The 12726-nt window shown below is 53.4% G+C and carries 10 protein-coding genes; 7 read left to right on the forward strand and 3 right to left on the reverse strand.

Features of this window, described 5'->3' with window-relative positions:
- Positions 1-2: 2 nt before the first annotated feature.
- Complete coding sequence (locus FCF25_RS01925) at positions 3-1853, reverse strand: ABC transporter ATP-binding protein (protein WP_137047142.1); 1851 nt, start codon at positions 1851-1853, stop codon at positions 3-5.
- A gap of 343 nt (positions 1854-2196) precedes the next feature.
- Here FCF25_RS01925 and FCF25_RS01930 point away from each other — a divergent pair, with 343 nt between their 5' ends.
- The gene (locus FCF25_RS01930) at positions 2197-2472 is read left to right on the forward strand and encodes a helix-turn-helix transcriptional regulator (RefSeq protein WP_137047143.1); all 276 of its coding nucleotides are present in this window, start codon (positions 2197-2199) and stop codon (positions 2470-2472) included.
- Between the two features lie 95 nt (positions 2473-2567).
- On the opposite strand, the gene FCF25_RS01935 is transcribed toward FCF25_RS01930, so the two are convergent.
- On the reverse strand, positions 2568-3134 hold the full coding sequence (locus FCF25_RS01935) for a winged helix-turn-helix transcriptional regulator (RefSeq protein WP_168191187.1): 567 nt from the start codon (positions 3132-3134) through the stop codon (positions 2568-2570).
- Between the two features lie 732 nt (positions 3135-3866).
- Here FCF25_RS01935 and FCF25_RS01940 point away from each other — a divergent pair.
- The 6 genes from FCF25_RS01940 (at position 3867) to FCF25_RS01965 (ending at position 11660) form a co-directional block, all read left to right on the forward strand.
- Positions 3867-4388, forward strand: coding sequence for an ArsR family transcriptional regulator (locus FCF25_RS01940; RefSeq protein ID WP_137047145.1), 522 nt, complete (start codon positions 3867-3869; stop codon positions 4386-4388).
- A gap of 1132 nt (positions 4389-5520) precedes the next feature.
- Positions 5521-5700: a hypothetical protein gene (locus tag FCF25_RS01945; RefSeq protein ID WP_137047146.1), complete on the forward strand. Its 180-nt coding sequence runs from the start codon at positions 5521-5523 to the stop codon at positions 5698-5700.
- 772 nt (positions 5701-6472) lie between these two features.
- On the forward strand, positions 6473-6883 hold the full coding sequence (locus FCF25_RS01950) for a type IV pilin (RefSeq protein WP_137047147.1): 411 nt from the start codon (positions 6473-6475) through the stop codon (positions 6881-6883).
- 875 nt (positions 6884-7758) lie between these two features.
- Entirely contained in the window at positions 7759-9540 is a 1782-nt protein-coding gene (locus FCF25_RS01955; protein WP_168191188.1) for a LamG domain-containing protein, read from the forward strand.
- Positions 9540-10607: a CARDB domain-containing protein gene (locus tag FCF25_RS01960; protein ID WP_137047149.1), complete on the forward strand. Its 1068-nt coding sequence runs from the start codon at positions 9540-9542 to the stop codon at positions 10605-10607. Before FCF25_RS01955 ends, FCF25_RS01960 begins: the two co-directional genes overlap by 1 nt.
- Positions 10608-10721: 114 nt before the next feature.
- On the forward strand, positions 10722-11660 hold the full coding sequence (locus FCF25_RS01965; RefSeq protein ID WP_137047150.1) for a hypothetical protein: 939 nt from the start codon (positions 10722-10724) through the stop codon (positions 11658-11660).
- Positions 11661-12128: 468 nt separating this feature from the next.
- On the opposite strand, the gene FCF25_RS01970 is transcribed toward FCF25_RS01965, so the two are convergent.
- Positions 12129-12716 (reverse strand): YdcF family protein, encoded by a 588-nt coding sequence (locus FCF25_RS01970; protein WP_137047151.1) that lies wholly within the window; start codon positions 12714-12716, stop codon positions 12129-12131.
- Positions 12717-12726: the final 10 nt, after the last annotated feature.

Below are 12726 nucleotides of genomic sequence, written 5' to 3' on the forward strand. Positions count from 1 at the left end.
GTTTAATCGTCCGCATCCTCGCGCACCAGACGCGCGACGGCCGCCTCGTCGAGTCGGTCGAACTCTCCCGCCTGCACGCCCCATAGCGTCGCGTACAGCCCGCCCAGCGAGACGAGTTCGTCGTGCGTCCCGCGTTCGACGACGCGCCCGCCTTCGAGGACGAGAATCTGGTCGGCCCGCCGAATCGTCGAGAGGCGGTGTGCGATGACGAGTGTCGTTCGATTCTCGGTCAGCCGCGTCAGTGCCCGCTGGATGAGCAACTCGGTTTCGGTGTCGACGGCGGAGGTGGCCTCGTCCAACACGAGCACGTCCGGGTCCTGTAACATCGCGCGGGCGATGGAGAGCCGCTGGCGCTGCCCGCCCGAGAGTTTGATTCCCCGCTCGCCGATTCGAGTGTCGTACCCCTCGGGGAGTTCCGAGACGAACTCGTGGGCCTCGGCGGCTCTCGCGGCGGCGACCATCTCCGCCTCCGTCGCGTCGAACGCGCCGTAGACGAGGTTCTCTCTGACCGTGCCGTCGAACAGGTAGACGTCCTGGCTGACGTAGCCGACGGCGCGGCGGAGGCTGTCGAGCGTCGCGTCGCGCACGTCGACGCCGTCGAGGCGGACCGACCCGTCGGTTACGTCATAAAGGCGAAGCAGCAGTTTCGCGGCCGTCGACTTCCCCGCGCCCGTGGGACCGACGAGCGCGACGGTCTCGCCCGGTTCGGCGACGAAGCCCACCTCCGAGAGGACGGGTCGGCCCTCCTCGTAGGCAAACGAAACAGAGTCGTACTCGATTCGACCCTCGACGCGGCCGAGGTCGACAGCGTTCTCGTCGTCGACGACGGCGACCGGGAGGTCGGTCAGCCCGAAGATGCGCTCGCCGGAGGCGCGGGCGTTCTCGTAGGAGTTGACGATGCGGCCCGCGCCCGCCAGCGGGTCGACGAACCGCTGGGTCATGAACAGGAACGTGACGAACTCGCCGACCTGCAACCCCGGACCGCCCAGCGGACCGGTCGACCCGCTGACCAGCCAGTAGCCGCCGATGGCGAACGTCGCCGCGAACGAGACGTTGGCGGCGAGTTCCATCCCCGGTTGGTAGAAGTATTCCAGTTTGGCGACCGCCCACGTCTTCAGGTAGTAGTCCCACGAGGCGTCCTCGATGCGGCCGTCCTCGTACGTCTCGGTGTTGGAGGTCTTGATGACCTCTATCCCCGAGAGGTTGTTCTCCAGTCGGGTGTTGAGCGCGCCGACGCTCGCGCGAAGCGCGCGGTAGCGCGGTCGAATCGTCCGCATGAACGCGACGGTAAAGACGACCAGAACGGGCATGGCGACGAGCGTGATAGCCGCCAACTGCGCGTTGAGCCAGAACAGCACCGCGCCGATACCGAGCGCGGAGACGACGAGTTGGACCGCGCCGCTGAGCGTCGTTCCGAGAAACTCCCGGAGGTTTCGGACGTCGCTGTTGAGGATGCTCATCACCTCGCCGGTCTGCTTGTCGTCGAAGAAGGCCGCGTCGAGGCGCTGCATCGTCGCGTACGTGTCGGTCCGGATGGCGTGCTGGACGCGATTCGAGTACAGCGACAGCGAGACGCCCTGCGTCCACGAGAGCGCGACCGAGAGAAGCGACGCGCCGACGATGAGGCCGAGCGAGAGCCACAGTTGGGCTTCGGGCGTCGACGGCAGCGATCCGTCGGGGACGACGGGGAGGCGGTACGCCGTCTCGGTGCCGGGGGTGAACAGCGCGTCGATGGCGATACCGAGCACCAGCGGGGGAACGAGCGCGACGAGTCGACTGAACAGGCTCGCGACGAGACCGACGACGAACAGCCAGCGATCTTTCTGGCCGTAGTCCGAAAAGAGCCGAACCATCGGGTCCGTCTGTCGTCCGCGGCCGGCGCCGTTCGGATTCGTCTCACCTGTGGCTGGGGGAACTGCGTGTGACATGCGATGGCCGACGCCCGAAGACGCCCTTACCGAAGGTAACGGTGCCAACGGGCATGAACTGCGTGGTGGTGTTCGATTTTTTCGGAATCAAAAGCTAGCGTACACAGGTCGGTAGCCTACGACTCATGTCGGGAGAGGAAGCCGACGACGGGAAACCAAACTACGTTCCTCGACAAGCTGACGCCCGAATGATTATATTCAAAACTAACATTATATTCACCAACACAATAAAAAAGACATATATAATATAAATAATACCTCTTCAGACGTGTACGACCTGACTGGCTTTCAGCGTGACCTTCTCACCGTGACTGCGGGTCTCGACGAACCCCACGGCCTCGCAATCAAAGATGAACTCGAAGAGTACTACGAAACCGAAATCCACCATGGACGTCTCTACCCCAACCTTGACACACTTGTCGATAAGGGACTGCTGAAAAAAGGCAAAATGGACAGACGGACCAACGTGTATTCTGTCACCCAACGAGGCACCCGAGAGATCAACGCCCGTAACAACTGGGAAGCACAGTACGTCGAAGGTTGATTTTTAGGAAAGATTCAACTTGAGAGGGGGTTCAATTGGATGGTTGTACTGTCAATAACCCATGACTTCAGTCAGAGGTACCTGACAAAAGCGATCTACTCTTCCTCGCGCGCTTGCGTACGCTTGACAGCCTCTTTACCGGCATCCGTAGCTCGATACTCCGTCTGTCGTTTGTCCTCCTCGTAGGGGCGTTTCTCGACGAGGTCTCGGTCTTCGAGGTTCCACAAGGAGGTCCCAATCGTATCCTTCGAGACGTCCCAGTCGTCGGGAATCATCTCACGAAGCTCTTTAGTTCGAAGCCATCCGTCTTCTTTGGTCAAGACCTGCATGATCTGATAAGGGTCTCCACCAGCCTGCAACCGGGGTGCCTTTGGTTGGTCTTTGGATGTTTCGTCAGCCTCAGTCTCTGGTGCTGTCTCTATCTCTTGTGTTTCAAGTTGTGGTTCGAGGTCGGGGGTTTCCTCTGTAGACGTCGGTTGGTTCGACAGCTCTTCTTCGATATCTGCTTGGCCTGTGCTTTCGATCTGTGGCAGTGTGAGTTGTGTATTTTCACTGGGTGTGACCTCTAGCTCAAACCGTTTGATTTGAACACTGTCTCCGAGTTGTTCGAGGACTTCTTTGAGATCGTGTGGAGAAAAAGAGCCCGTCAGTTCGTAGGTCATCTGATTCACAGTGCTTCCGCCGGCGAGTTGACTCGACATGAGGTTTGTTCATTGAATAGCTTGATACTTAAGTAAGAGTAGCTTATAATGATTTTATTTGTGGGAGGAACAGAGAATCTTGCGTCAGGAACTGATTGAAAGCGGCTTTGAATGAGACACTCGAGTAACCCAGAAATACTGACTGTGTTTGGGCAACCCAGCGTTCGGTGATTGTAAACAGATTCGTCACGGGTGGACGCAGCTATGTTAACCGAATCGTATTATCGACTCTGTAGAGATAGCCTTTGAGGATGAGTTGTTCGAGGATTTCGTCTGGTTGTGTAATGTCGGCCGCTCTGATAGCTGCACGAACGTCAGTCGGTGAGAGATCACCGTCGGTATAGTCGGCAAGCTGCTGGATGCGAGTAAAGGCCTCCTGTTCGATGTTCGAAAGTGGCGTCTCAGACTTTCGCATCACCTCTAGGTCACGTGAGAGCTCTCTTGGCTCTTCGGGTCGGATGGCTGGCGTTTCTCTCAGGAAAAGACATTTAGAATGACTGTCAAACAATATTATATGTACTGCGCGGCTAGTTACTAATGGAGTATCGACACTCCCCCACGGGCACCCCGACAGTTCTGACACACCATCGCTCCCCGTGGGCACACTCCCCCTTTTGGGGTCGCAGAATCGGGTGAAATGCAAGTAATTGCATTCTCGATGGGACTATTGTACTCCTCGTATATGATGTAGGTATGACCGACGATGCGCCTGGCTCTGCGCTATGGAAAGCACAGACGAGCGCGTTTGACCGCGTTCGCAGCATCGCCGTCACACTGGATCAGCCCAGAACTGCCGACTGGATTGCAGACCAAGCCCTCGTCGCTGGAAATAGTGCTCGTGACCACCTTGAACGGCTTGCTGAGATGGGTGTCCTCCAAATAGTGTCTGGAGATCAAGCACTGATGTATCAGCCCGACCCGCTTTATACGCGGATGCAAGCGCTCCGAGAGTTATTGGACAGTCGGTCTCGAGATGATCTCGTCGGATTGCGTGCTGCCCTCCAAGAACAGCTAGAGGACTGGCGCGAGGAATACAATGTTGTGTCTTCTGGAGAAATCCGTACGCGAGCCGCGCAGACGGAAACCGCTCAAGAGACACGTGAACTTCGCGAGATTGCGAGTGACTGGGCTCTCATTCAGTATCGTCTGCGGCTCGTAGAGGATGCGATTGAGCACTACGCAGAGTATACAGGATCGGCACCTGAGCCAGTGTAGGCCCTCTCGATACTGTTTGCAGCTGATGGCGAGTATGATTCAGGCGAGGCATCGCATGCGGTATTGCTTGAACTGCGTCGAAGTGTTGGTCGACATCCCGCAGTTCGTGAGACGCGAGAAGAACTTGCTGGGCAATTCACACAGATGTGAGGCGGAAGCCTACGACTTCAGCCGTGGGTCACTGACGACCGAGCAGGCTCTCCGAATGTGGATACATCCATTTGACATCCGGAAATAGCGTTCATCCCCCTGAGTGTACGTCGTCGACTGTGGTACGTCACGCTGTCGTCGACTCGGAGATAATCGCCAATCATCGTCTGAGTTTCGCTCCCTGTTCTGGCGTCTGTAGACCGGTTCTTCGCTGACGTGGGCAGATTCTCACTCTGTCGTGGATGCTCCGATTTCCAGTGTCGACTTTGAAAACAGAATTTTCCATACACTCGCGCTCTCGCCCATGATTTCATGGAAGAACGCAAGTCGAATAGCGTCGTCTTCGAGAGTCGATTATTAACCCAGAAATAGACGGCACAGACGTTTTTGATGGCGATATCGTCGAAAGAGGATTGCCTACGTATGAATCGCCTGACTCATTTTCTCGCTGAGTTACTTGTGCAGAATAGGTGTACAACTCCGTTACGTCTAGTGATTCCAATTTTTGAAAACCGACCGAATAGACGTTTGCACGGTGTTAATAACGTAGTCGCTACATCGCGTCGAGAGCCCCTCAGACATCGAAGCTGTGTTCTCCCAATTGATCTCGCTGCCCGGCTTGCTGGTGTGTGCCCCACATGTTCGGATACACACCCAGATGAAGAGACTGATTCCGGATACGGACCGCCTGTACAGATTGAAATTCTGTCAGTTGTCGTCTGGGTTAAAGCGTTATTCGCTCATTTTCGCCATAGCTGATGGAGTGTACCGCCCGAATTTGACTGTGAACCGCTATGTGATAGGAGGTCGAATGGGTTGTAGAGATCGTCACTTGGACCCACCAACGAGACATCAGAATTCTTGGCGAGCGTGTGAGGCACGTCATGACACACTCTTTTTCTTCCCTACTACCATACCCTGTCCAAATTCAATTCAAAATAAGATACAGTATTATACTCTTAACTATAATGGGGAAAAGTAGATGTTCGATTCCATCGGTGAAGCCACCCGGATAGCACTTTTGGGGATACTCCTCGTTGCATTCCTCTTGGTGCTCGGGGCGGGAAGCATGGCGGCGATCGCTGGAAGTGCGACGACTGCGCTTATCGTGGTTACGTTTATGGCGTTTTCTTGGGGAGTTGTTTCGGATCTCAGAGTCTAGTTTTGCTTCGTTTGGTACTCACTGCTTCCGATACAGCACCGAGCGTCGCGGATGGATTCTTCGATAGTAAACTGCGGATGGACATCGTAGTCGACTTCCTCGTTGTTGGTGATGGTGTCACGGGTTTCTCGCAGAGCATCTGAGTTACTGACGTTCGACAATGGGGACGACCTTGCAATTGTGATTCCAGGTCGTGTCGTCGTGTCTCGAATGACGAACCGTAAGTATCCGACCTGTATCGTGTATACAGCATGTGACCTCAGACAGGAAGAGGAGCGGTGTGTACGTACTCTACAGAAGCACGCAGCGGTCGCTGATTCGGTCTCCGTGTGAACCGCTCGAATCGGCCAAAGTCGCTCTTATCGTACTCTCGAAGGACTACTACGTGGGAGGTTTTGTTTGAGATGGCATGGACGATACGATGTTGCGATGCGCGTAGACCGATGTAAGAGGTGTATTGACCCAGAGTTTTTGCTCGAACGCCGTGGTGGATTTTAGTCTCTTCTCTAAAAAGACATATATCTGACGAGTTTATTTTCATTCATGAACAATACAAATTGACAGACCATTCATTCAAGGAAAGAGTTATGTATTCCTACTGTATTCAACTTGGATAGACACGCAAACACTCAGTACCGGACAATAGAGACGGGTCGATGGTGTGAGGGGGAGTGAATCAAATGTCCCCGCACCTCCACAGTAGAGTCGGTATGCCTACTGAGATTCTCAATTGTCCACAGGGGGAGTGAGGACGTGTTCAACAAGACACACCATGAAATTTCCAAATCCGTTCGGTAACGAAAATCGGGCTGTATCGCCGGTCATAGGGGTCATCCTTATGGTCGCAATTACTGTGATCCTCGCGGCCGTCATCGGGACGTTCGTTTTGGGTCTGGGGGATAACATTCAGACTGCGCCTCAGGCGAGTTTCGGATTCGATTATGATGAAGACGAAGCTGGAGGTGCGGGCACAGTAACGATTACTCACCGTGGTGGAGACACGTTTGATGCTGGCGAGATTGAAGTACGGAAAAACGGAAACGATGTGACTGACCCTTACAGTCAAATCGTTAGAACTGGGTCGACAGCAAAAGTAGATGTAAATGGCGGAGATTCTATCTCTGTTGTCTACGTAGGCGGTGATGGCGAGTCTGTCGTCGGCTCGTACGAAGTCCCTGAGTAATCGAAACGAATCATCGAACTTTCTTCAGTAATATATTATCTAGAATAATAATTCTAGCGGTGATTATTGGGCCATATCCTTCGTTGAAGTGCTCGACCGAACTTACAGTGACAACTATTCAAATTTCACGAAAGTAAGTCGAAGCATCTGGTACCATTCCTCGTGACGAATTTCATCATCGTAGATAATCCGCTCAGGTCACCAATGTTGCTTCCAAGATATACAGAAACAGCCGCGATTGTAACAGGAAGTAGTACTGGTTTGATTGGTAGATTGTCATCTGTCCCGGTTCCACTTTGGTTACAACTGATTACGCTTCATGAGGCGACGAGTCTGAAAGTGCTATAGCAGGGAACTCGATTTGCCACCATTTTCAGAGGTAATTGCGTCTCTCAGCGATTCTGAGCGACTTTAGCGTTCAGAATCTTTCGGATTGAGGCTGAGTAATTGTGTAGCTAGCAGGGACTTTTTTTGCGTACTCGCGGACGTCTTTGACGATGAAGCGAGCGCGTTCTTGATTGGCTGTGAGCTTCGAGACGGCTTTCGAGGGGAGACTGACGAGCTGTCGAAATGGTGATTTACTGGTGTCTTCGGCATCTTCGAGCACGTAGATACGTTGTTGGAAGCGCTTTCGATGATCACTCTTTGAGCGCTATCTATAGGTTTTGCTTGGTTTACGGATCGTATTCTGGTTGTGGATAGTATGGACAGATGCCATTTTATTCGCTTACTCTTATAAATAATAATACAGTATTTTTATAATATAGGATAGTTGACTGGCTTTCGCAGCAATGGTTAGTAAATTTACTAGACGGCAGATAATCAGGTACGGTGGCATCGCAAGTGTAACAAACATCACGATGACCGGCCAGGTCGTGGCTGAAGAAGACGAACCAGTCAACGACAGAGGCGAGCCAATAACAGAAAAACAACCGCGTTTCTCAACCGTACAAACCCTCGAAATCAATCCCTCACCTCTCCCAAATGGGAAAATCGCCGCCTCTACGTACCGTCGGTTAAACGAAGGCGCACCCCAAACACAGAACGAACGAGCACTCCGAGTCGCCGACGACGGTGGCGTCAAACCACAATTTCGTCCCTCTACCGACGGCGACCTCACAATCGACATGTTCTGGCGACACGCACAAGGCAGCGGCCTCGGCTATCTATTCAACGACCAAGATAGCGCCTCCTATGGCTTTAGAGCATTCACAAACGGCATCGCTGGGCGAGGGCTCTACTTCCGGAACGTCTTCGGCGGCGGCGACATTGCAGTCAGCGGTGACTTCCAGGACGGCCAGTGGTACAACATACGCGTCGTCCTCGATGCCAGCGAAAACACTTACACCGTCTACATCAACGGACAGCAAGTCGGACAATCTTTCTACGACGGAAACGGCTTCACAGCCCGCGACCAGTTCCGCGTCATGGGGCGACGCAGGGGAACTGCAACACTTTCAGACTACGACCGCTACGTTATCACCCGCGCAGTCGCAACCCCAGCGGACGCCACGCTTCCGACTGGTGACCTCATTCAATATCCATTGGATGAAGAAAGCGGACGAACCGTCACCAACACGCCCGGCGAACAATCACCACCAGACACCAACCCCCGGTCATTCCAAGAAGTCGCAGACCAGAAACGCAGACTCGCAGCCCAAGTCAGTACGGTCTCTCCATCGATAGATGAACGGTCACGAGTGGGCGAGACCCTGAGTGGTATCGAGCAATCACTCGAAGATGAACTGATTGATGAGGCACTTGCAACCGATATCGTCGAACGTCACAAAGCGGGCGAGAACGTCACTGAGAACCTCTTAGGAATCATCAGCCCCCAAACACTCGATTCGCCGCAAAACCCCGATAACCTGATTGGTGCGCCCACTGATTCGCCAGCCGCTGACGGACGCTACGACGTCGCTGGCAGATCTGTGAGCAGTGCCATCAGTCTCACCGTCATTATCCTTACAGGCGTTCGAGCACTCAAATCGATCGCCCAATCAATAGACAGAGTCGGTGAAGCTACAGTATTCGCCGAGGACGCGATTCAACTAACGACGGGGCTGATGGTCGGGTCGTTCGACGAAATCGTCAGCCCAGTCAGCAATGCGATTGACGAAGCATTAGCAGTCGTCCTCGAGTCGATCTTCGACAACGAAATTGAAGATGGAGAGACGTTGGGCGCCATTCTCGGAGATTTCATTGATGACAAGCGAGATACTCTCGGTAATGGGCTCGTCGCTACCTTCGAGAAGGTGATTCCGGGGCGAGCGATCGATGATAATCTCGTGGAGTTCGACGAAGCCCTCGGTGGCACCGAACCGGAGACAGCCGACATTGGTGGTACCACCACGGATGCACAAGAGGCCGCACAGCGGGGAATCGAAGCGATGAACGAGGAAGTGATAGAGAAGAGAAAGGCCTTCGAACTTTTCGATCTCATTGGGTTGGTCACCAGTTTCCTTGGGCTTGCTGGAACGATCATGCTCTACACTGGGTTCCTTGCACCAGTTGGGGCAGCTCTCACGTTAGTGAGTCTCCTGTTCGGATTGACGGCAGCTACGCTGAGCACGATTGGTGGCTTGAGCGTGCTGTTCACCACAGTCGATATCCACAATGCAACGCTTGATGATGTCGTCACAGGAGGTGGAGTCTAATGTCTGCTACTCGTATCCCAGATCTTCTCACTGCGTTCGCAACTGCAGTCGAAAGCGAAAACTTCGAGCAGGCGTCGAGTCGTCTCGATGAACTCCAGGCAGCCTACAGTGACGTAAAGCAAGACGAAGAGATTCGTGCGCGGAAAGCGCTTCGAGTCCGGAACACGAATGACGTATCTGCGAAGAAACGAGACCAACTCGAATCGCTGGCTCGGTCACATATTAGCGTGAGTCTCTCTCGGACGGGCATCCTCACCTATGGTGGAATCTTCGAGACGAGTCCAGAGAACGTCAAACCAGATGAGCTGGTAGGGACAGCACGAGAACTCGGAGAAAAAGAAGAACAGTTCCAAAAACAAGCAGCAGAGGTTGACCCAGTTCTCGATGAGGCACAGATAGATCCAAGTGTAGAAATCGTTCAGACGACAACGCCGAATACTCATATCCCGAAGGGTGAGACGGTCTCAATCCCAGTTACGTTGATGAATATCGGGGATGCTGTGGCGAGTGACGTGAGTATTGATGGTAACACGAAACTCCCCGTATCGCCAGATGAGGAATCGATCGGTGAGCTTGCAGCTGAGGAGCAAGCACGCTCGGAGTTTACGTTGACTGCAGACCGTATTGGAGAGTTTACGCTCACTTTCAAAGTGAGTTCGGAGAACGCAGGCAGTGACACGAAAACGGTCACGCTTTCGGTAGCAGGGAAAGCTGACTTCATCGCGACTGCGAGACAAGTGATTGAGGGTATTCGAGAAGAGGTTACAACGGAGCTGTCTGGTGGGCAGGCTCGCTCGTTTGAAGAGAAGCTCACAGCCGTCTTGAAGAGTTTAGAGCGAGCGACCAACGAGTGTGAGTCAGGTCGTGAGAAGCAGGCGAATAACGCGATCGGAACGGCAATTAATCAGCTTGGGGCGGTTTTGAATTCGTTTGCTGCGTTACAGAGAGGTGCGAAGAAGGCTCGTGAGAAGAGTCTCTCTGAACAGTTCGTACAAGGGGCTGTTCGGCAGACGGAAAACGCCATTGAGACGCTCGCAACGGCAAGGACCGCAGAGTTAGCGGAATAGTCGGACCCATCTCTCATCGACATCTTTAGCAAATCATCTTGTTACAATTCCTGATACTCTTTTAGCACTATGATTTAATAGGAGTGTATTAGTATTACGTACTAAGCACTACTCATGGAACGGCGAGACACACTCTCGATTTTCCTCGCGATGCTGGGCTTTTGTCTGCTCGCCGTCGGCTTTGCTATCCTTACTGACCTTCTTTCTCACCCAGCGCTTTCTTTTACAGACGATCTTGGTGGGTCAACGCTTCTCGCAGGAAACCTCCTCTATGGAGGCTACGCACTTCTCGAGCTTGCTCGATACGTCGCCACCAACGGTGGGAGACGTGACTCACCACTCATCTCTGATCGACTCAACATCCTTTCGGGACGAAATCCAGAGGACAAGCCACTCCGTGGTGCAGGCCGATCTGGACGCTGGATTACACTCGTCTATGCTGGATTCATCGCGCAACTACTCTGGATTGGATTCGTCGTGTTCTCGGTTGGTGATCAGGGACTTCGGCTGTTTGTGCGTACGATTGCAGTTGGATTGCTCGTACTCGGTGCGCACTACGATATGGGGTATCTCGCAACCCATGCCCACTGGGGAATTCGAGTCAAATGGACGCTCGGTTTGTTCGTCTTTCCAATCAATCTGGTTGTCACCCTCCTGTATCTCTACCAACGTCACCAGGTCCTCGAAAAAGATACGCCACGAGCTTCTGCGTCGAACTCCGAAGACGTCCAAGAGTCACTAACGGGGTTCGGATGGCATCTTCTGATTGTACTGGCGATCCTTCCACAGATAGCAGTACTGGGTAGCTCTGCCGTCACTGTTAACGGGAGCGTTGTCGTCGCTGTTTTTGGTATTGGTGGCTGGGTTTTATTGCCGATCGCGATGGGGCTCGATATTCGACGATTGCAAAGTGCAGGCGTCTGGAACCCGCTCTGGACGTATTGGCTTCTCGGTGCCGTCCTCCCCCTCATCAACATCGTCATCGCGATTGGGTATTTGCTCCGACGCAGTGAAGTTGCACAGTTGAAAGCGTATAGCAGTTCGATGGTCTAGTCTAGTAATTCAGCACATTCATTAGGGGTTATGAGAGGTATCGAGTACCGTATGCCGGAATCGAAGCGAGAGGAGAACAGAGACCCTCAGCGGGTCACTTTTGCGATGAATGCTGGCGAGTGTGCGGTCTGTAGTGCGACTGACCAGCTTCTTACTCATTATATTGATGGGTCGATAGAGAACACGAAGTCGGAGAACCTCATTACAATGTGTGAGGGCTGTCGACAGCGGCTTGAACGCGAGTCAGAAGATTCTGAAACGTGGACACAGTACGAGAGAGCGGTTCCAGATACTGTGGCCGCAGCCGCCAACCGAGAGTACATTCGTCTTCTCTGTGAGTGCAGCCAAGTTCATGGCTTTCGGCCACGCAAGGATCGCCACTACTACCCAGTCGTCGTAATCGACGGGCTTTCTGCGGTAACGCGAATGGAGGGCGATGAGTTCTACGAGCGACTCTCTGAACTCGAGTTATTGGACGGTGATATCGGCAGCCGTTGCTGACGTCAGCGTTGTCTCAGTCAGCTCATAGAGCTCATGTGTCTCGCTGAGTCGTTGACGAATTGCATCCATGTCACCAGTCGGTATTGGGTCGAAAAATTTTCTCACTTGATCGAGTTTGGCTCGGTGACGAACTGGGTGTGTTTCTCTCCCAGAATCAACACAGTAGCTCACATCGATTTCGACGGTATCGCCGAAGCACTGTTTGAAGATGTATTTCGCTCGCTGTGCGTGATACTGCGAGGTCACGAGATAGAGCGTCTCTACGTGGTGACCGAGTTCGTCAATGCAGATGCGCGTAAAGTAACCGTTTCCGATTGTGTCTAACGCAGAGGGCTCTGAGATGATACGCGTTGGATCGATACCTTGGGAGTGAGCGTATTCGGCCATCACCTCACATTCCGTTTTGTCTATGTGAGGATTTACTTGGCCGCCGCTTAAGAGCAGATATGTCGCGTCAGTGTTTGTGAACGCCTCGATCCCGGCGTCCATGCGTGCTTGGAGTTGCGGATGTATGCCCTCCGATTGGAGTTCATGACCAAGCACGACAACGACCATACGTCCATCC

The sequence above is a fragment of the Haloprofundus sp. MHR1 genome (genome assembly GCF_005155585.1).
GTDB classification, from domain to species: Archaea; Halobacteriota; Halobacteria; order Halobacteriales; family Haloferacaceae; genus Haloprofundus; species Haloprofundus halophilus.